Annotated in this window: 14 protein-coding genes; 3 read left to right on the top strand and 11 right to left on the bottom strand. The window is 57.4% G+C overall.

Going from position 1 to position 20,287, the window contains the following annotated elements; genetic code table 11:
• Positions 1 to 110: 110 nt before the first annotated feature.
• From MJQ68_RS14360 to MJQ68_RS14385, 6 genes are read right to left on the bottom strand one after another with little or no spacing between them, the layout of a single operon-like run.
• Positions 111 to 1,898, bottom strand: coding sequence for a hypothetical protein (locus MJQ68_RS14360; RefSeq protein WP_238751824.1), 1,788 nt, complete (start codon positions 1,896 to 1,898; stop codon positions 111 to 113).
• A 40-nt stretch (positions 1,899 to 1,938) separates the two neighbouring features.
• Entirely contained in the window at positions 1,939 to 2,871 is a 933-nt protein-coding gene (locus MJQ68_RS14365; protein ID WP_238751825.1) for a c-type cytochrome, read from the bottom strand.
• Between the two features lie 26 nt (positions 2,872 to 2,897).
• A complete protein-coding gene (locus MJQ68_RS14370) occupies positions 2,898 to 3,503 on the bottom strand; it encodes a DUF3341 domain-containing protein (RefSeq protein WP_238751826.1) in 606 nt (201 codons plus the stop codon).
• 18 nt (positions 3,504 to 3,521) lie between these two features.
• Positions 3,522 to 5,009 (bottom strand): NrfD/PsrC family molybdoenzyme membrane anchor subunit, encoded by a 1,488-nt coding sequence (nrfD, locus tag MJQ68_RS14375; protein ID WP_238751827.1) that lies wholly within the window; start codon positions 5,007 to 5,009, stop codon positions 3,522 to 3,524.
• A gap of 11 nt (positions 5,010 to 5,020) precedes the next feature.
• Positions 5,021 to 8,611 carry a TAT-variant-translocated molybdopterin oxidoreductase gene (locus MJQ68_RS14380; RefSeq protein WP_238751828.1) on the bottom strand — a complete coding sequence of 1,197 codons (3,591 nt, stop codon included), beginning with the start codon at positions 8,609 to 8,611 and terminating at the stop codon, positions 5,021 to 5,023.
• Between the two features lie 54 nt (positions 8,612 to 8,665).
• A complete protein-coding gene (locus MJQ68_RS14385; protein ID WP_238751829.1) occupies positions 8,666 to 10,225 on the bottom strand; it encodes a c-type cytochrome in 1,560 nt (519 codons plus the stop codon).
• 258 nt (positions 10,226 to 10,483) lie between these two features.
• Between MJQ68_RS14385 and MJQ68_RS14390 the strand changes: the two genes are divergently transcribed.
• Positions 10,484 to 11,953 (top strand): glycoside hydrolase family 130 protein, encoded by a 1,470-nt coding sequence (locus MJQ68_RS14390; protein WP_238751830.1) that lies wholly within the window; start codon positions 10,484 to 10,486, stop codon positions 11,951 to 11,953.
• Here the strand turns inward: MJQ68_RS14390 and MJQ68_RS14395 are convergent.
• Together MJQ68_RS14395 and MJQ68_RS14400 are read right to left on the bottom strand one after the other, a co-directional pair.
• Entirely contained in the window at positions 11,950 to 12,966 is a 1,017-nt protein-coding gene (locus tag MJQ68_RS14395) for a glycosyltransferase family 4 protein (RefSeq protein WP_238751831.1), read from the bottom strand. The genes MJQ68_RS14390 and MJQ68_RS14395 overlap by 4 nt on opposite strands.
• Positions 12,963 to 15,245, bottom strand: coding sequence for a glycosyltransferase family 4 protein (locus MJQ68_RS14400; RefSeq protein WP_238751832.1), 2,283 nt, complete (start codon positions 15,243 to 15,245; stop codon positions 12,963 to 12,965). The genes MJQ68_RS14395 and MJQ68_RS14400 overlap by 4 nt, the downstream gene beginning before the upstream one ends.
• 356 nt (positions 15,246 to 15,601) lie before the next feature.
• Between MJQ68_RS14400 and MJQ68_RS14405 the strand changes: the two genes are divergently transcribed.
• Positions 15,602 to 16,540 carry a ParB/RepB/Spo0J family partition protein gene (locus MJQ68_RS14405; protein WP_238751833.1) on the top strand — a complete coding sequence of 313 codons (939 nt, stop codon included), beginning with the start codon at positions 15,602 to 15,604 and terminating at the stop codon, positions 16,538 to 16,540.
• Between the two features lie 19 nt (positions 16,541 to 16,559).
• A complete protein-coding gene (locus tag MJQ68_RS14410) occupies positions 16,560 to 17,219 on the top strand; it encodes a DUF5683 domain-containing protein (RefSeq protein WP_238751834.1) in 660 nt (219 codons plus the stop codon).
• On the opposite strand, the gene hemC is transcribed toward MJQ68_RS14410, so the two are convergent.
• Genes hemC through MJQ68_RS14425 form a run of 3 tightly spaced genes read right to left on the bottom strand, consistent with a single transcriptional unit; the run spans position 17,203 to position 20,263 of the window.
• Positions 17,203 to 18,096, bottom strand: coding sequence for a hydroxymethylbilane synthase (gene hemC / locus MJQ68_RS14415; protein WP_238751835.1), 894 nt, complete (start codon positions 18,094 to 18,096; stop codon positions 17,203 to 17,205). The two genes, MJQ68_RS14410 and hemC, sit on opposite strands and share 17 nt — an antisense overlap.
• Before the next feature lie 12 nt (positions 18,097 to 18,108).
• Entirely contained in the window at positions 18,109 to 19,542 is a 1,434-nt protein-coding gene (gene asnS, locus MJQ68_RS14420) for an asparagine--tRNA ligase (RefSeq protein ID WP_238751836.1), read from the bottom strand.
• Between the two features lie 31 nt (positions 19,543 to 19,573).
• Positions 19,574 to 20,263, bottom strand: a complete 690-nt coding sequence (locus tag MJQ68_RS14425) for an endonuclease III domain-containing protein (protein WP_238751837.1) — start codon at positions 20,261 to 20,263, stop codon at positions 19,574 to 19,576.
• Between the last annotated feature and the right edge of the window lie 24 nt (positions 20,264 to 20,287).

Consider the following 20,287-nt stretch of genomic DNA (forward strand, 5'->3'; position numbering starts at 1 on the left):
TAGCTTGGTGAAAGCCCACAAACCCAACGGTTTGTTTAGGATACAAATTTAACGATAGACGCCTCGGATGGTTACCTCCTTGCATCTTGTTTAGACTAAGTCTAGATAGCCTAGGTATGGTGGTGGACGCTCTCCTCCAGGTAGGGGTCATTTTTAGGTTCCAGCCGTGCCTTGGTAAGCTGTCCTAGCGTAAAGAAGAGGAAGCCTCCCAAGAAGCCCAGGAACGTTCCTATCTCCAGCAGTCCGGGCAGGGTGTAGCCTGACTTGAAGCCTAGGGTGTGGCCACCCTCTTCGTGTCCACCCGCTGCTTCCAGTTGCCCTACCATCTCCAGCTCGGTGTCGTCTACGTATTCTTCCTGGATATAGTGATTGGGTTCGAAAACATCGACATCGTTACGTTCCATCACAGCCGCAAACTCACGCGGACCGTCGGTGCCAGATCCTTCGGTCGGTCCTCCCCGGAATTCGGTCGTGATGGGTACGTCGTTGTTGGTCAGCGCCGCCTGACCACCTACCTGCATACGGGGATTATCAGGATCGGTAGGTACGGGTAGCCCCGCACTGTTTACGTTCTGCCCTTCGGTGCGCAGGTTGTCGATCTCTTCGATGTCCGTAGCATCAGCATACTTCTCTTCGGCCGAAGGAGCACCCTCCTCGCTTACTAACTCTTCTGCGTGTACATCCGGCAGATCGTCAGGACCATGCTCGTCCACTACGTGTAGTTCGTCGTCTGCATGATCTCCGTCGTGATCACCAGCGTGATCCATGGTAGCATGCTCCTCATCTCCATGAGCGGTCGCGTGCTCGTTCAGTTCGATCAGCGTGATGCGCGCACCGGGCTTGATCATATTGAAGTAGTCCAGCCAGTGGCCAAAGAAGACAAAGGCCGAAGCAAAGAACAGCGTACCCATCTTGCGCTTGGTGTCGTTGCGCATAAGGATGAAGAAAGGCAGAACCAGATTGATAGCAAGGTTGGCCCAGAACAGCACAGGGTAGTTATCCATCCGCTCGCGGAAGTAGATCGTTTCCTCACCGACATTCGCATACCAGATCAGCATAAACTGGCTGAACCATAGGTACGCCCAGAAGATAGAGATGGCAAACAGGTACTTACCCAGATCGTGAAAATGCTCTGCATTGACCCCCGTATAGTAGCCCCGACTCTTGAGGTAGATCAGCAGCATGATCGTCAGGGCGGTCATAGCTACGAAGAGCGATGCGGTGGCATACCAGGCAAACATGGTAGAATACCAGTGGCTATCGATCGACATGATCCACTGCCACATCAGTGCTGCGCTGGTGAATCCGAAAATAGGCAGGAAGATCGCGGCGTACTTCTTGTAGCTGCGGTAGTAGCTGAAGGTTGTGTCCCGGTCGTCTAGGTCCTCCGCCATGCTGATGTTGCGCATTTTGCCCAACAGGAAGTACCAGATCCCTACGAAAAGCACCGTGCCACCGGCGTACCAGTACTTGTTGAGAAAGGACGCCTTGTGGGTCAGAATGGCGTCCCCGGCTACTGCCGCTTCGTCATTCCAGTGATACAAGTGATGGCCGTGGGTGAAGAGTCCTACAATGAGTATACCCATGAGGAACAGTCCGGGCAGCAGGAAGGAAGCAAAGCTCTCCCACACCCGCTTGAACTGTACGAACCACCCGGCGTAGGCCGTAGTAAAGGCAGCTAATGCAAAACCTGCCAGCGCCGCGATGCCCAGAAAAAAGACGGAGTTATGCAGCAAGTTGGTCCAGAAGCGCATGTGGTGCCCCTCGCCCCCATCGACGAAATAGGTGGCTATCAGACAGATCAGACCTACGCCCATCAATACCAAGGTAGTAGTCTTAGCGCGAGAGGAGAACACGAAGTTCTCCTGGTTCTTTTCTTCAATTCGTATCGATGCCATGGGCTCGGAGCTAGTATGCGGGGGGGAGTGTTGGTACTAATTATTTCTTACGTAGCGTGGGCTGAATACGGCCACCGGGGGCGGCAGCATCACTCAGCTGGGGACTATCGGGCTTAGGCTCGTCGTCCGATACCTGCTGCGCCAGCGGGTCGTATTCGCCGAGTGGCGTACCCAGTGCGGGGTCCAGGGTATTGACGACCTGGTTATACTCCAGCCCGGCATCCTTAGCTTGTAGGTTTCGGATATAGTGGATCACCTGCCACCGTTCCTCGTAGTCCATCTTATCCGCATACGCGCCCATTACATTGTAGCCATACATGATAGCGTGGTAGTAGCGTCCGTTGGATGCTTCGACGTATTCCGGACGAAGCAGATTAGCCGGTGCGGCAGGGTACTTCGCCTGTGGGTTCTTGTCGGTATCGTAGATGTACCCCAGGCCGTTACCTTCCTCTCCGTGGCAGATGGCGCAGAAGATGTTGTAGATGTTGCCACCGGTGACCAATCCGTCATCCGTGATGGGGAACGGGTTCATTTCATTCGCGGCGATAGCTGCCTCACGCCCTTCGGGGGTATCCTCGTAGTAGTACGGTACGTGACCGTTAGTGGGCACTGCTACAGCGTAGGGAATGCTACCGAGACGTTCTCCCTGATTGGCTACCTTACCGCCTACCATGTAGCGGGCGTCGTCGATCTGAAAGGGGGGAGTCATACCGGGAGTATATTGTCCGGCGTATCCCCGGGGTACGGCTCCTTCCACCGTGTACTTAGGGTAGACGAGCTCACCGAGCTTGATGGTCGACCGGTCATTCCAGGTGTTGTAGTAATAATAGTTGTAGGCATTGGCCTCTACGGCGACCGAGTGAGCCATGTCAGGCATGTACTCGCTACCGGTTTCATTGACCCCTGCGTCGCCGCAAGCCGTCAGTAAGACGGCAAGCGTAAGGGACAGGGCCAGAAGATGCAGATCTTTCATGCTTGGATATTTACTAGGGTTAGGCACTACGCGGCTACCGTTTTGCGGTGAACCGTCTCTACCCCGGTACGCTCAAAATACTGACGCAGCTGATCGATGCTCGTGTCATCGGAATCCGTCACGTCAAATGCGATACAAAATTTGTCATCAGTAATACGATCGTGTAGACGCCGGGGTTCCGCGCCAGGACCGAGTCCGTTGATGATGTAAAACACTGTCACCATCCCCACGGCAGCGAACAGGACCGTAAGCTCGAAAGTGATGGGAATAAAGGCAGGCACGGACCAGTACGGCTTACCACCGAAGATGATCGGCCAGTCCCGGGTGAAGACCCAGGTCATAAACCCAAAGCCAAACAGACAACCGATGCTGCCAAAGATGAATCCGGCTACGTGCAGGCGGCTCTCCTCTAACCCAAGTAGCGGATCGAGTCCGTGCACGGGGAAGGGCGTATAGACGTCGTCGATATCCAGGTGATCAGCATTAGCTGCCTTGACCGCCTCAAGTAGTTTTACCTCATCGTCGTAAAGTCCGAAGAGAATGTCGCGACCGCCGGTCACTGTCGTGTTGGCCGGCTCCGTGCGTAAGCTTGCACCTGCGTCCCCGCCCTGATCGATACGTATGGTTGCCATGTGGTAGGTAGTTTGGGGTTAGTCGAGGGGTTTGTCATTCGCTCCGTCGATGTCGACGGTGCTGCCGGCCGAGAGGTCATTCACCTCAGCAGGTACGGTGTGTCCGTTTGCATGATTGGCGTGCGCATGGGCTACGGCGTTGGGACCGATGTACTGGTCACCGGCCGTCTTCAGGATACTCTTGATCTCCGCGATGGCCACTACCGGAGCTACCCGGGTGAAGATCAGGAACAGGGTGAAGAACAGACCGAGCGTGCCGATGAAGATGCAGATCTCCACCCAGCTAGGTACGTAGTAACTCCAGCTCGAAGGCAGGTAGTCGCGCGACAGTGTAGTAGCGATGATGACGAAGCGCTCGAACCACATGCCGATGTTGATGAAGATCGACATGAAGAAGGTCCAGAACAGGCTGGTGCGGATCTTCTTGCTCCAGAAAATCTGGGGGGAAAGCACGTTACACAGCATCATACCGATGTAGCTCCAGTAGTAGGGACCGAGGACGCGGTTGAGGAAGGCGAACTGCTCGTAGACGTAGCCCGAGTACCAGGCGATGAACAGCTCGGTCAGGTACGCTACTCCGACGATGGAGCCGGTCAGCAGGATCACCTTGTTCATCGACTCGATGTGCTCGATGGTGATGTAGTCCTCCAGGTGCAGCACCTTACGGGCGATCAGCATCAGGGTGAGTACCATGGCGAAGCCGGAGAAAATGGCTCCCGCTACGAAGTAGGGAGGAAAGATCGTAGTGTGCCAACCCGGGATGACCGAGGTAGCAAAGTCAAAGGATACGATGGTGTGTACTGACAGTACCAGTGGCGTGGCTAGACCGGCCAGGATCAGCGACAGACTCTCCCACCGCTGCCAGTGTTTGGCCGAGCCGTTCCAACCGAAGCTTACTACGCCGTAGATCTTCTTGCGTAGGCCCACCGCACGGTCACGTACCGTAGCGAGGTCAGGCACCAGTCCGGCGTACCAGAACAGCAGCGATACGGTGAAGTAGGTAGAAATAGCGAAGACGTCCCAGAGTAGTGGGCTGTTGAAGTTGACCCAGAGGGGACCCCGTGTATTGGGATAGGGGAAGATGAAGATGGCGAGCCACAGGCGACCCATGTGGATCAGCGGAAACTGGCCCGCACACATTACGGCGAAAATCGTCATCGCTTCCGCCGCCCGGTTTACCCCCGTGCGCCACTTCTGGCGGAACAGCAGGAGAATAGCCGAGATCAGTGTACCGGCGTGACCGATACCTACCCACCAAACGAAGTTGGTGATGTCCCAGCCCCAGTTGATGGTGCGGTTGAGGTTCCAGGAGCCGATACCGATCCAGACCGTCCAGGCTACGCTAAAGGCAAACAGCCCCAGCAGCATCACGGAGATGATAAAGGTAATTACCCACGACAGCGAGGGGGCCGTCTCGGTGGGCCGGCAAATGTCCTCCGTGATTTGGTGATACGTCTTGTGACCAGTGATCAGCGGTTGACGTACCGGGGCTATATGTCCACTCATTAAATCTTACTTTAGGCGTCTAAGGCTTCTACTGGATTGTGTACCCGGGCGGCGTAGAATACGGACGACTGGGTGTTTGTCTCCTCCAACACAAGGTAGTTGAGGGGGTTTTGCAGTTTGCGACTTACGTCTCCCTGCTTGTTGTTGCGGTCGCCAAAGGTGATGGCACCGGTAGGACAGGCCGTCTGACAGGCCGTCCGCACGTCCGAATCACGCAGGGCGCGCTTCTCGATCTTGGCGGTCAGTTTACCGGCCTGCAGGCGCTGAGCGCAGAAGCTACACTTCTCGATCACGCCGCGGCTACGCACGGTCACGTCGGGGTTGAGCACCATCCGCGTCAGGTTATCCGCGCCGAAGGGCAGCTCCTCGCCATTGAGTTCGGGCTCGTTGCTGCTGAACAGGTCAGCGGTCGAGAAGTCCAACCAGTTGAAGCGCCGCACTTTGTAGGGGCAGTTGTTGGCGCAGTAGCGGGTACCGATACAGCGGTTGTAGATCATCTGGTTCATGCCCTCGTCGCTGTGCTGACTAGCGTTCACCGGACAGACGTTCTCGCAGGGTGCGTTGTCGCAGTGCTGGCACATCATGGGCTGGTAGACGGCCCGTGGGTTCTCGACGTCCCCGTAGAAGTAGCGGTCGATACGCAGCCACTTCATTTCGTGGTGGCGCCACACTTCGTACTTGCCTACGACCTGTACGTTGTTCTCCGACACACAGGCTACTTCACAGGCTGCACAGCCGATACAGGCCGTCAGATCTACGTGCATGGCCCACCAGTGGCCCTGGCTGTAGATGTCCTTGACGTACTCCTCGTAGGGGTAGAGCGTCTGCTCGTTCAGGTGCTGCGCTTCGGTGCGCCGCTCGGCGATCTCCTCGCGCAGGTCCGGCAGACCCGCAAAGGTGCCCTGGAAGATGATCGAACGATCGGTCAGACCGCCCTGCATATCTCCTAGACTACCACCATTACCGTTCATCACGGTCGCTTCGTCTACGTGGTAGGGCTCGAGGTATTCGAGCTGCTCCTCGTTCAGTACACCGGCAATCGTTTCCTTCTCGCCGGTCCGGGTGTTGTAGTATACGGTTCCGGCTTCGTCCTTGGTGGTCAGTCCCATCGTATGGTGGTACTGTACGCTGGCAAACTCCTCCTCCGTACCGACCTGATCACTAATGGTTGCTTCGGTCGTGTAGTACTGTACGTAGCCATCTTCGTCGATGGTCAGCCAGGGGTAGACGTTCACGCCGACTTCATTACCGATCGCTTTGCCTACCGCACCCGTCATGCGTCGTCCGTAACCGAGCGCCAGGCCGAAGGTGCCAGCAAGCTGACCGAACTGCCGTACGGCGGTCACCACAGCGGGTTCTGCCTCCGAAGTTCCTACGCTCACAGCCACTTGATCGGCTTTTCCTTTGTACTCTTCTTCATTCAGGTCCTTATAGGCGGTGTAAGTGTACCCACCTTCGTAAGAAACCGGAATAGTGAGGTAGTTGCCCCAGACGGTACGGGTAACGGGGTCCGGCAGTTCTAGCAACCAGGGGTTGTTACCGTAGACACCGTTGCCCATATTTACCGTCTCATAGAAGGTAATTTCATTTTCGACATCCAGTCCCGCAGCGATGCGACGGCTGGCATCATTGTAGTCTACCGTACGTACCACTGGATTTACCGATGCTACTACGGGTACCACATAGGTGGTGTCGGTAGCAATAGCATCGACGGGCGGGGTCGCAGGTGCGGCGTTTACCGCGCTGTAGCCGATACCGTAGTCCGCAATGGTTCCGGTGGCAGCGGTATTGAGCACACCATCGTGTAGTGCACTATCCCAAAACGGACGGAAGGTCGTGAAGCGGTCCTGACCGCCAAAGGCAGATTCCTCCCAGTTCCGCATGACGTAGCTCATGTACGGTTGTTCCGCCGCGGGATCGTAGCGCTCACGCTCTTCGGCCCAGATCAGCAGACTCTCCCCTTCCTGGCGGGTGCCGTAGCGGTTGACTGCACCGAAGATCGGTACGATAGTAGGCTGAATGAGTGAATACACACCCTGTACCGCCTCTGCATCACCCCAGCTTTCGAGGTAGTGGTGGTTGGGGGTGACGTATTCGCAGAGCTGACTGGTCTCGGTTGGTACCGTGCTCATGCTTATGGCTAGCATCCGTCGGAACGTACGGGATACGGGATCCAACTGAATGGCGTCGTCCAGATCACCGTCGCTCTCTTCCTTGGCGTCGGCCTGCTCGCTACGATCATCGATCTCACCGACGATGTTGTCGCGTTCTACATAGGCCCCGTTGCGGAAAGTAGGGTCGTTGGCCTGTAGGGCGGCGGTAAAGCGGCCAGCCCAAGCATTATCGTAGGCAGGGTTCGCCCCGTCTAGTACGATCACTGCATCCACGGTGCCGGCTTCAAGCTCCTCGATAAAGCGCGCCATATCCTGATCGCTTCCCTGACGCTGCAGACTCCAGCGATTGGTTTCGATGGTGCTGCCGTAGCTACCCAGCGCGCGGTTGATCGCGATGACCAGTTGCTGCTCGTAGAGGTTGTTGCTGCCGCTGACCACTAGGCTCGCGCCACGTGCACTACGCAGTTCGGTAGCGAGCGCATCCATCTTAGCGGCTGTCGTAGTATCCAGATTTTCGGTAGCTCCACCACCGACTACGGCATTGTAGAGCGCTAGCAGGGCCTGACCTTGCTGGCTCGGCTTGACCATAATACGGTTGTCCGCATTCGAGCCGGTGAGACTCATGTGGCTTTCTACCTGAATATGACGCGACATGCGGTCTGCATTCGTACGGCGCCCCACGGCGTACTGCCGCGCGTATTCGACCGGACTGATCCAGGTGCCGAGGAAGTCCGCGTTGAATGCCACGATCACGTCCGCATTGTCGAAGCGGTAGTGGGGCACGGCGCGCACCCCAAAGGCGGCTTCGTGCGCGTCGAGTAGCGCAGACGAGCTGATGGGATCGTACTGGACCGCTACGGTGTTGCCGGGCATCCGGTTCTTGAAATCCCGGATAGCCATCTTGAGCGATGGGCTCAGGATGGTGTGTGATACGATCCGGATCTCCCGGGCCTGCCGCAGGCGACCACCAATCTGGTCATCGATCTCTTCCCAGCTGGGGTTATCGGCGTAGATGCGTTCGCGCACTACTTTACCACCGCTAACCCGTGCGGGACCGTCGAAACGGCTCGTGTCGTACATGCTCAGTACACTGGCCTGCGCCCGTGCGCTGGTGCCGCCCTCGGTGATGGGGCTCATGCTGTTGCCCTCGATCTTGATGGGCCGACCCTCACGGGTCTTCACCAGTACGGGGACGTAGTCTCCGCCCTGCACGAAGGTGGAGGCGAAGTAGGTAGCTACGCCGGGCACGATGGTGTCGGGCTTGGATACGTAGGGGATCGCTTTGCGGACAGGAATATCACACGAAGCGATCGTGGCCGCCGTCATACCGAAGCCGAGGTACTTGAGAAAATCGCGGCGGGTAGCTTCCAGGCGGGGGTTCTCGATCTGCTGCTCCTGGGCAACTTCGACATCGGTAGCCGCACGGTAGGCGGGGCTATTCTCGAGTTGATCGGTACCGATCCAAACCTGCTTATTCTGCTTCTTCATACGAAGTGGGCTGTAATTGGGGAGCTACCCGCAAGGGGGCAGCGTAAGGTTTAATTAGTAGTGGCAGCGCTGGCAATTCAGACCGCCTACATCCTCGACGGTAACTCCGTCACGAACACCGGCTTTGAGTTCTTCGTGGTAGCGTTCGTAAGACTTGTAGTAGTCGTTGTCGTCGAACTGCACTTCGGTCTCGCGGTGACAGTTGATACACCAACCCATACTTAGGGGGCTGTACTGGTAGACGACCTCCATCTCCTGTACGGGACCGTGGCAGTTCTGGCACTTTAGCTGGCCTACCGTGACGTGCTGTGCGTGGTTGAAGTAGGCGTGATCGGGCAGGTTGTGGATACGCGTCCACTCGATGGGCCCGGCAATGCGTTCGTCTCCGGTGTACTCGTTGGTCAGTGCGACTTCGATACCCTCGAGTTGTTCTTCTACCACACCCTCGATGTCATCGGCTTCTACGCCCTCGGTCAGGTTCTTGTTAGCGATCCACTTGCTGTAGACGTCCTTGATCTGCTCATTGGTCATCTGGTCGTAGTTCGCGATGTAAGCATTCTCGAGGGGATCCCAACCGATAGAGGCGAAAATCTTAGTGATCTCGGCGGTGCCGTACTTGCTACCGTAGCTGATGGCCCGGTGGCAGTTCATACAGGTGTTGACCGCGGGGATGACGGAGTGCTTGGAACGGCGGGCACCGTCGTGGCAGTACTGACACTCGATCTCGTGCACACCCGAGTGGGTCTCGTGACTGAACTTGATGGGCTGACCGGGCTGGTAGTCTTGCTGACGACCGAGATCGATCGCGTGGTTCACCGTTGTGTAGCCGAACAGTACCACCAGGGCGAAGACGGCAAAGGCAATAACGCCGCGGCTCGTAAGCACCTGTACGAGGGTCCGCCGTGCGGGGGCACCACCCTCCGTAGAGGCGACCATGTACTGTAGGTTGCTGGTGATGCGGGCGAGGATCAGCGATAGCAGCAGCAGGGATACACCCAGAATGATGAATAGCCAAGTGTTGTCTGCCTCTTCCACTTGGGCTACGTCTGCACCCGGACCGATGCCGGCGGGCTGACCGTAGGTACCGGTGTAGACACCCTGAATAAAGGCCAGTAGGTGCTCTACATCACCGTCGCTCAGGTTCACGTAAGCCGACATCTGCGTAGGCTTCCACTCGTTCCAGACGGCGATAGCCCGGGCGCTCTCTCCACTGCCGATCAGCTTCTGCGAGTTCTGTACCCAACGGTACAGGTGGTCGCGCGGCTCACCCGCCCAGCGGGCTTGCACACCACCCAGTGCGGGCCCAGTGAGATTGTCCTTCATATTGGCCGCGTGGCACTGCCCACAGCCTACGGTCTTCCAGATGTCTTTGCCGAGCGCGGGATCACCCGCACCCTCAGCGACTACCCCATCGACGGGTGGTGCCTCTGAGTCGAGGGCCGTAGCGACATCATTGTCCGCATTCGCGGCGGGTGTGGTGGCAGGTGCCTGCTCCAACACGGAGCCAGGGGTTAAGGCCTGGGAGGTACCGTCCTGACCGAAGGCTCCGCCGCCAAAGGCGAACAGACCAAGCAGTAAAAGGAGGTACTGGGGGGTTTTGGTACTATATGTCATTGCAAAGTTGACATTTGAAGGGGCATCATAATGGGAAGAACTACGGGCCTTAATGCTCCCGCAAAGATACTTTGATGACAATTCTTTAACAAACTTGTTGCGGTATGGGGGTCTTGTTTAGATCAAGTCTAGATAATTCTTATAGCACCTGCGCGCCGCCGCCCGCATGCGACTCCACCATAATATATCGTTACTTGCGCATCTAACGTTGCAACAATCTTTCCGTCTCGTCCCCACCCCATCCGTAGTTTTTCTCTTATGCAATTACCCATAGAGCGCAAACCCCTGCGCATGTACGGCGATTCCACCCGCGTCATTGGTCGCTTTTTCTGGGCCGGCAAAGATCGGGCCTACCAGCTGATCGACCGGGTGATCGACCTCAGCGATCAGGATACCCACGACACGCTGATGCGCGCACTTCGCGATTTCGCGCGTCGCCACCGCAACACCATCGGCCTGTTCCGCCGCCACCTCAACGCTGCGCTGGACCGGGTGCCGGAGCAACGAGAAAAAGTACTGCTCCTGAGTGAAGAAAAGCAAGCCCTAATCGGTGCGTACTTCACCCACGAGTACAGCATCGAGTCTGCTGCCTTCTTCAACCCTTCGGTAGTACCGGCGCTGGATCAGACCGGCTTGCAGCGGGGACAGCAGCGCATCGTGATGAGCATGCGCGCCGTAGGGGAAGGTCACACCTCCTCCATCGTGTTCCGTAATATCATCCTGAGCGAGGACAATATGCCGCTGGCCGAGCCTACGAATCAGTTTGTTGGTCTGGCTGAGCGCATCTACTACAGTCAGTACACGAAGTCGGCTTTCTACGACCGCTGTCACCAGCAGGATGATATCGACGAGGACATTTACGATGAGTTGATCAAGGACCTGCCCGATAATTTTAACCACCGGGAGCTCTATGAGCGCTACTGGCACCTCTGGCTGAAGTACCCGGAAGACAGCAATGAGCGCGATCAACTCAACCACCTGATGACGGTGGCCGACCGCTACTACGAACTTCACTTCAGTCTCGATACGGATATCAGTGAGCGGGTGCTTTATCCCATGATCGACTTCGAGATGAAGGGCATGGAAGATGCACGCTTTCTGCAGTTCGTCTACGAAGACGGGCGGAAGATCTACTACGGCACCTATACCGCTTACAACGGGCGGCAGATCCGACCGATGATCATTGAGACCGAGGACTTCTACAGCTTCACCATCCGACCGGTTTACGGAGACGCTGCAGTAAATAAAAACCACGCGATCTTCCCCCGCAAGATCAACGGCTCGTACTACGTGCTCTGCCGAATCGATGGCATCAACAACTACATCATCAAGAGCGATCGACTACAGGTTTGGGACGACGCGGTAAAGCTTAGCGAACCGCGTTATCCCTGGCAGCTCTATCAGGTAGGTAACTGCGGTGCACCCCTGGAAACGGATCGCGGATGGCTGGTAGTCACTCACGGCGTAGGTCCTATGCGACGCTACTGCTTGGGCGCGATGCTACTGGATCTGGACGACCCGACTAAGGTGATCGGACAGTTGAAGGAGCCGCTGATCAGCCCCATGGACGACGAACGGGAGGGATACGTACCCAATGTGGTATATAGCTGCGGCAGCATCATCCACAACAAGCAACTATTCATTCCATATGGCATCTCGGACGAGGCGGCACGCTTTGCTACCGTCGACCTGGATACACTGCTCGATACGCTGTTGGAGGACGCCTAGGGTTTACGATCCAGAATGGTACGGTACACACTGATGTAGCCGTCTACCATGCGCTCTACGCTGAAGCAGTCGCGGGCTACCTCCGCCACGTGCCAACGATTCAGATCACCGCAGGCGCTGACCAGATCGACCGCTCCGTCTACGTCTTCGGTCAGATAACCGGTCTTGCCGTGCTCGATCAGTTCGGGCATCGATCCGCGGTTGAATGCTATAACCGGGGTACCGGTCATCATACTTTCGGCTACGCTGAGTCCGAAGGGCTCTTCAAACGAAATAGGATGGAGTAGAGCCACTGCGTTACCTAGAATACGATTACGCTCGTCGGGCCCCACATTACCCAGATACTTTACACGATCGCCATCGATGTGGGGAGCAATTCGCTCATCGAAGTAGGCCTGGTCCTGCACCAAACCGGCCATGACCAGGGGCATATCGCTCTTCTGCGCTATCTCGATAGCTTCAGCTGCGCCCTTTTCCGGATGGATGCGGCCGAAGTAGACCAGATAATCTTCGGGGTGGTCTACGAATGAGAACTGCCGCGTATCGACCCCGTTATATACCGTTGAGATGTAGTCGATACGGTCGTCCCGATCGGCGTCGCTGATCGAGACATAGTCCGTGCTATCGTTATACTTCTCGTAGACCGGTACGATCTGCTCGCTGCTGAAGCCATGCACGGTGGTCACCATGGGTGTATCGACGAGATTACCGTAGCCCAGGGGCATAAAATCAAATTGATTGTGGACGAGATCGAATTCGTGTGCGACACCCATGACTTGACTGATGTGCAGGTATTCCAGGACTTTTGGGTCCTGCCCTGCGCGTTCGGCGTAGCCTGCCGCTACCGTGGCTACTAATTTTGCGGCGGTCTTGCTGGTCGCGGTGGCGAACAGCGTAACGTCAATGCCCCTTTGTACCAATCCTTCCGTGAGGTGACTGGTGACCTGCTCCCACGGACCGTAGGCGGCCGGCGGAGTGGCCCATGCTATGGGGGCTAGCATGGCAATTTTCACGAAGTCGCCTGTTTAGCGCCTCCGTCTGACTCGCTTACTACATCTTCCGTTAGGGCAAAGCCATTCAGGAGGGCCTTCAGTGCTGCCTTGCCGGTATCGGGGGTGTTTACCCGCTGCTTGTCGCTATGGGCGATCGTAAAATTTTCGATTACGACTCTACTCACGAGGTAAGCAATCAGGCTTTCCGCACCCTGGTTATGGTTCACGCCCGACTCCATCAATCCATCACAGCATCCGCCGGTTTCGGGATTGTACATCGGGGCCTTGAGATCGTTCTGCCCAGTGAACCAGGCGAAGGCGATCGGAACGTTGGCGCAGTGGGGTTGTAACTCCTGGTGACGGCACGCCTCGTTGAAGAGGAGCACCTTACACATCACGTCGATCGGCTGCTGATCATACTGAGGACGTGCCTTACGGAAGGTGAATGGCTTATTGCAGCCGATAGGGCTGAGTACGCCATCCACGATAGTCTGCTCAGCGAGGAAGTTGGTAGACTCCACCGCCACGGCGCGGATAGTTTCCTTGTTCAGGTGGTTCACCGCGCGGAACAGCGCAAAGGGTAAAATACCGTTACTGTAAGTTAGGTAATTTTCAAACCAATTCCAACCCTCCGCCCGACTATCGTTGTAGTGATCGATCAGCCGGCTGCACATCCGGTCGAGCAGGTTGAGCATACGCTCGTCCGTAGGCTTGTAGTCCAGGTAATAGCTGGCGGCAAGCACCCCGTAGGCGATGGTGCGGGGACTGGTCATATTCTCCAGGTGATCAATGGCCCGCAGATAAATCTCCTCCAGTAGCGGACGCTGATCGGCCCGCACCGGATGCGCCAGGCAGAAGCTTACGCCCCAGAGTGCACGCCCGAAGCTGTCTTCCGAACCCGTGCGCTCCAGAAAGCGCCGGTCGTAGGCCATGAAATTGCGGAAGGTGCCATCCAGATTCTGGGCATGAAAGATGTAGCTGATGTAGGTGTCGGAGAGTCTACCCAGCAGATCACTATCTGCAAGGCCGTCTTTGGCCAACATTCCTACCAATAGTAGGGCCCGACCGTTATCGTCCAGGCAGTACCCTTCGTAGCGATTGGGAATGGCATGCTTGCCGTGCTGTATGATACCACAGTCATCCGTTAGCCGGACTAGGTGGTCCAGCTTGAGTCGTGGGAGGTGTGTACGCTGACGGGACTGTGCTTCTTGTGTACGGAAAGCCACTTGGGCTTCCCCCAATACGGTGAGATACTGCTTACCAATTTTGGGCCACAGCAGGTGCGCTCCGTAAGCAGCAGCCCGCTCCCGCATAGCCTGCAGCTCGGCGGGTTGGTCAAACAGTCCGATCACGGTAGTAGCCAGGGCCTGACTATCGTGAAACGGGAAGAGCTTACCCCTACCCTCCCGCAGTAGTTCGGCTGCGTGCCAGAATGGGGTGCTTACGATGCCCGCCCCGGCACCCACGGCATAGGCAAGCGTACCACTGGTGATCTGTGCTTCGTTCGGGTAGGGAACGACGTATACATCAGCTGCCCGCAGGCAGTCGAACAGTTCTTGTTCCGAGGCAAACTTGCTGATCATACGCAGGTTGTCGCCTACGCCGAGTTCCTGTGCCAGATCCTGCAGGTATTCGCGGTATTCCTCGCCATTGTGCTTGATGACGTGTGGGTGGGTCTTGCCCAGTACTACGTATAGCGTGTCAGGATAGCGGGCTACGATCGCAGGCAGTGCCCGGATGGACGTCTCGATGCCTTTACCCCGACCCAGGAGTCCGAAGGTGAATAACACCCGGCGATCGGACCATCCCAGTTGTTTGCGCAGGGTCTCCCGAGGCGCGGACTCAATGACCGGGACGCCGTGCTCCACCACATGAATCTTGGACGGCGCTACGCTGAACACTTTGTCCAGAAGTTTGCTGGCCAACTGAGTCATGACCACTACGGCCTGTGCCCGGTCGGCGATTCTGCTGAGTACATCGCGCTGCGAAAAGCTTGGTTCTTTGAGTACGGTATGGAAGGTGACGATGAGGGGGATCCGCAGCTTGTCGAGCAGATGCATGATATGGGTACCGTCGTTGCCGCCGAAAATGCCGTACTCATGCTGCAGTAGCAGAAGATCGAACTTACCGTCATTCAGGTAGTCTGCCGTATCGCGGTAGTCCTGCGGTACCTGCGGACGGATACACCGCGTCACTTCCTTCGGGTAGTCGTGCTGGTCACTGGCATCTTCCATCGCAATGATCTCGGCGTACTCATCGATTGAGCTAGCCTTCAGATTACTGAGGATGGCCCTTGCCAAGCTGTTGGTAAAGGTGCCAATGCCGCAAGCTTTCGGCGGATAGTTCCCCAGGAATGCAATTTTCATTGACGGTAATAGGTCTTAGCGTGTTGTTAAAAAGCGTATAAATTTAACCTCCCCCTCACCCCATAGGTTCGGTATTCTCTAGCGAGCGCCACCCACGCAGAATATTTACCAGCTGATCTTCATACGATATGTTGTGGGTAGCAGTACAAGTACAAGACAGTAATCAACAAAAAGTTTGAATTATTTTCCTTTCTGTTGGCGCAAGGTCTAGTCTAGCTTATCTCAATCCTCGGTAGGATAGCCCCCGGGTCGTTGGGGTGAAGTATCTTTACCCCTACCCTACCGATACCATGGCAAAAAAATTCAGGGGCGGTAAGCCCAGCAGCAACGACCTTAAGAGCAGTCTGACCAAGTTAGGTGGCACCAACGGGCTGAGTGCCCTCTTCCCCGGTCAGCGCCTCGATAAGGCCAACGAAGAGGAAACGATCAAGACGCTGAGCCGCAACTTCGCGATGCTGCCCATCGACGCGATCTCCGCCAATCCGGATCAGCCCCGACAGGACTTCGACACCGAACCCCTCCGCGAACTCGCCGAAAGCATCCGCGTCCACGGCATCATCCAGCCCATGACCGTGCGGCATATGGGGGATGGTACTTACCAGATCATCAGCGGGGAGCGTCGCTTCCGGGCCAGTCAGCTGGCGGGCTTGCGTGAAGTGCCCTCCTTTATCCGCACGGCCAACGACCAGACGCTGCTGGAGATGGCCCTCATCGAGAATATCCAGCGCGAGGACCTCAACCCCATGGAGGTAGCTTACTCCTACCTGCGGCTCCAGGAGGAATTCAACCTCACACAGGAGCAACTTGCCAACCGCGTAGGAAAGAAGCGCTCGACCATCACCAACTACCTGACCATCCTGAGTACCAGCAACCGGGTGCGCCAGGCCATTAAGGACCGTAAGATCAGCATCGGGGCGGCCAAGACCTTTTCGGGCATCAAGGACATCGGACAGCAGGAGACCTTCCTCGACGATATTCTCTCTCACCCTAACTGGTCAGTCCGCGACATCGAGCGCGAAAGCCGGGTGTACAAGAACAAGAATAAGGTCGGTAAGGGTACACCAGCCACCAATCAGGACGCCCGCCGGGTGGAGCAGGTCTTCGCGGAATTCTTCGGCACCAAGAAGGTGAAGGTGAAGCTCGACACGCAGGAAGGACGCTCGGGCACCATCACCCTGCGCTTCGAAAGTAAGGAACAGCTCGACCAATTCTATAAAGCGGTCGAGTAAGCGGGCAACTATTCATCGCATGCGCCCATCCCTACTCACGATGCAGCTACCCACTACCATCCTCGTTCTGGCCTTCCTGGCCCTCCTCCTGTCCACCGCACCGGCGGCCGCGCAAACTACCGAGGTGGACAGCGTACGGACCCTGCGGGATATCAACCGGGGACCAAAGCGCGCGCTACTCTGGGCTGTCGTGCCCGGTGGCGGACAGGTATACAACCGGGCGTGGTGGAAGGTGCCCCTGGTGTATTCCGGACTGCTCGGTGTGGTAGCCGTGGCGGATTACAATCAGACGCAGTACAGCCGCTTTGTGTCTGCCCTGGAGGCGCGCTGTCTGGGGGATGGCAACGTCATCGTGCCGCCAAATGCAGCCTGTATACCCCAGGACGATGATTTTTTTGGGGGACAAGTATCCAGTCAGGCACTGGTCACCGCCCGTAACAACGCCAACCGAAGCCGGCAGACAGCCTACTTCGGTATCATCGCCGTGTACATCTTGCAAGCGGTCGAAGCGTTCACGGATGCGCACTTGCAGGACTTCGACATCAGTGATGACCTCAGTATTCGTATCACCCCGGTGGTGAGTCCAGAAGGTATAACGGGAGCCGGACTGGTAGTGCCGCTGGGCAGCGGACGCAAACGGCAGATCGAGCGGCAGCGGGCCGCTACACTTGCACGCTGAGCAACTGCTCGACGACTTCCTCGGGTAGTCCGGCGCGGGTGGAGCGACTCACCTGCACCCGGACCAACGGAGCAGTAGCGGAAGCGGCGTAGCTGGCCCACACGTGGTAGTTGCCCAGTTGATCCTTCTCGCAGTACACACCCAGGGGCATGGAGCAGCCACCCTGCATAAGGTTGAGTACGGTGCGTTCGACGTTGGTGCACTCCCCCACTACGGGATGGTGGAGCAGGGAGAGCTTCTTGCGCATCTCGATGTCTTCCTCGCGGGTCTGGATGGCCATAACTCCCTGACCCGGCGCGGGTACGAACTCGCGGGGGGAGGGCTTGATGACGAGCAGTCCACTGAGGTCTAGCTCCAGCCGTTCGAGGCCGGCGGCCGCCAAAACCACGGCGTCCAATTCGCCGGATAAGGCTTTCTTCATGCGGGTGGGTACGTTGCCGCGGATGTCTACCGGCAGCAAGCCCGGATGTAGATCGTGCAGGATGGCCTTCCGCCGGTTGCTACTGGTACCTACCGTGGCGCCGTCGGCTAGGGAGAAGGGCTTACCCTTCACTACCCTATCCTGGTGAACAAGAATGACGTCTTCTACGGAGGCCCGGTAGCTGAGGGCGGCCAGGACCAGTCCGTCCGGCTGATTAGTGGGCAGGTCTTTGAGGCTGTGCACGGCGCAGTCGATCTGACCGGCCAGTAGTGCGTCCTCGATCTCCTTGGTAAAGAAGCCTTTGCCTTCGAGCTTATCGAAGCCCAGGTGCTGCACGCGGTCGCCCTGCGTTTTGATGATCTCCAACTCGCTCTCAATGCCGTGCTTGCGCAGTTCGGCCTGAACAAAGTGAGCCTGCCAGAGGGCGAGACGGGAGCCGCGGGTACCGATTTTCATACGTAGGGGGAGTTAAAAGTCTGCCAGACGAGGCGCACGGGGAAAAGGAATGACGTCGCGGATATTACCCATCCCGGTGATGAACTGCACGATCCGTTCGAAGCCCAGGCCGAAGCCGGCATGGGGACAGCCCCCGAAGGTGCGCAGTTGCAGGTACCAGGCTAGCTCGTCGGCATGTACGTCCATTTCCTGCATCCGCTGTCGCAGTTTGTCCTCACGTTCTTCCCGCTGACTGCCACCGATGACCTCACCGATGTAGGGGAATAACACATCCATGGCCGCTACCGTTTTACCGTCATCGTTTTGCCGCATGTAAAATGCTTTGATATCCTTGGGATAGTCGCGCACGATGACGGGCCGCTCGAAGTGCTTCTCCACCAGGTAGCGCTCGTGCTCAGCCTGCAGGTCGGTACCCCAGGAGAGGGGGAACTCGAACTTACCCTTCTTGTAGGCCTTTGAGCGCATCAGGATATCCAACGCTTCGGTATAGGTGACCCGGGCGAAGTCGTTGGCTACCACGAATTTGAGGGTGTCGACCAGTCCCATAGGACGACGGTCCGCCGTCTTCATGTTCTTCTCGCTATCCTGGATGCGTTGGTCCAGATACGCTAGGTCGTCCGGGTACTGCTCGAGGCAGAAGTTGATGAGGTACTTCACGAAGTCCTCCGCCAGATTCATATCGTTGTCGATGTCGGCAAAGGCGATCTCCGGCTCGATCATCCAGAACTCGGCCAGGTGCCGGCTGGTGTTGCTGTTTTCGGCCCGGAAGGTGGGTCCGAAGGTGTAGACCTTGCCCAGCGCAAGGGCACCGATCTCGGCCTGCAACTGACCGGATACGGTCAGGTTGGTCGCCTTGCCGAAGAAGTCCTGGTTATAATCGATCTCGCCGGCCTCGGTGCGGGGCGGGTTGATGGGATCCAGGGTGGATACACGGAACATCTCCCCGGCGCCCTCCGCGTCGTTGCCCGTGATGATGGGCGTATGGAGGTAGTAGTAGCCCCGGTCGTGGAAGTACTTATTGACCGCATAGGCTACCCCGTGCCGCACCCGGAATACGGAGCTGAAGGTGTTGGTCCGCATGCGAAACTGCGCGTTCTCGCGCAGGTATTCCATGGTTTGCTTCTTGGGCTGAAGGGGGTAGCTGCTCAGGTCGTTAGCGCCCAGGATCTCGAGCTGCTCTGCCATCACTTCTACGGACTGCCCGCTGCCCTGACTGGCCGTGAGCGTGCCCACCACGCGCACGCAGGCGTGGAAGCCGATCTGCCGGACGGTTTCTTCGGGAAATTTATCCTGGTCCACGACGACCTGGAGGGTCTGCGGTCCGGAGCCGTCGTTGAGCACCATAAAACGGTTACCGCGCCAGGCCCTGACCCAGCCCATCACGGTGACTAGTTCGCCAACGGGAGGCTGCTGCAGTAAGTGCTTGATTTCCTGACGTACGATCATGGGGTCGAATTTGGGCGGCGAAGATAGGCCCCTAGGCCGGTTCCCCCTTGTCGGGATAGTCACACCATGGTCGGATCACGCAGCGGTGGCAGTCCGGTCGCCGCCAGTGACATACCCGCTGTCCATGCCGCATATAGCCCTGGTGGGAGTCGTAGACCCGCTGCCCGTCCCAGTCCTCCGGCACGTAGCTCTGCAGGAGCAGCGCGCACTTCTCCAGACTGGCCCTGGCGGGCACCAGTCCGATCCGCTGCGCTACCCGCTGGTGGTGGGTGTCCACCACGAGGGCCGGCATCCGCAATCGGCTAAAGCTCAGGACCGCCGCACTCGTCTTCGCTCCGATGCCCGGGATCACCTCCAGCCAGTCGCGCGCCTCGCGCACCGGCAGCTCGGCCAGGAAGTCGAGCGACAGTACCCCGTCGCAGCGATCTTTTATCTGTTGTAGGGCAGCCTGTATCCGTGGCGCTTTCACTTCCGGAAAGGTCACTGCGGTAATCGCCTGCTCGACCCGCGCGGTGGGGGCGTCCATCACCTCCTCCCAGGTAGGGAGCTCCTGTACGAGCTGCTGAAAGGCTCCGCGGGTGACGGCGTTCTTCGTGCGGTGCGACAGCAGCGAACCCACCAGTTCGCTCACCGGATCCCGGTAGCTGAAGGGGATGAAGGGCGCGCCGTACTCCTCGCACAGTCGTTCGTCGATCAACAGGGCACGCTCTTCTACCGTCATGCCTTGTTGATGTTGCTACCTTAC

It is taken from the genome of Neolewinella maritima (assembly GCF_923081025.1).
GTDB classification, from domain to species: Bacteria; Bacteroidota; Bacteroidia; order Chitinophagales; family Saprospiraceae; genus Neolewinella; species Neolewinella maritima.

Bases quoted from the DNA above. Each gene is read 5' to 3' on its own strand.
- MJQ68_RS14360 (WP_238751824.1), bottom strand. From the start codon at position 1,898: ATGGCATCGATACGAATTGAAGAAAAGAACCAGGAGAACTTCGTGTTC.
- MJQ68_RS14365 (WP_238751825.1), bottom strand. From the start codon at position 2,871: ATGAAAGATCTGCATCTTCTGGCCCTGTCCCTTACGCTTGCCGTCTTA.
- MJQ68_RS14370 (WP_238751826.1), bottom strand. From the start codon at position 3,503: ATGGCAACCATACGTATCGATCAGGGCGGGGACGCAGGTGCAAGCTTA.
- nrfD (WP_238751827.1), bottom strand. From the start codon at position 5,009: ATGAGTGGACATATAGCCCCGGTACGTCAACCGCTGATCACTGGTCAC.
- MJQ68_RS14380 (WP_238751828.1), bottom strand. From the start codon at position 8,611: ATGAAGAAGCAGAATAAGCAGGTTTGGATCGGTACCGATCAACTCGAG.
- MJQ68_RS14385 (WP_238751829.1), bottom strand. From the start codon at position 10,225: ATGACATATAGTACCAAAACCCCCCAGTACCTCCTTTTACTGCTTGGT.
- MJQ68_RS14390 (WP_238751830.1), top strand. From the start codon at position 10,484: ATGCAATTACCCATAGAGCGCAAACCCCTGCGCATGTACGGCGATTCC.
- MJQ68_RS14405 (WP_238751833.1), top strand. From the start codon at position 15,602: ATGGCAAAAAAATTCAGGGGCGGTAAGCCCAGCAGCAACGACCTTAAG.
- MJQ68_RS14410 (WP_238751834.1), top strand. From the start codon at position 16,560: ATGCGCCCATCCCTACTCACGATGCAGCTACCCACTACCATCCTCGTT.
- hemC (WP_238751835.1), bottom strand. From the start codon at position 18,096: ATGAAAATCGGTACCCGCGGCTCCCGTCTCGCCCTCTGGCAGGCTCAC.
- asnS (WP_238751836.1), bottom strand. From the start codon at position 19,542: ATGATCGTACGTCAGGAAATCAAGCACTTACTGCAGCAGCCTCCCGTT.
- MJQ68_RS14425 (WP_238751837.1), bottom strand. From the start codon at position 20,263: ATGACGGTAGAAGAGCGTGCCCTGTTGATCGACGAACGACTGTGCGAG.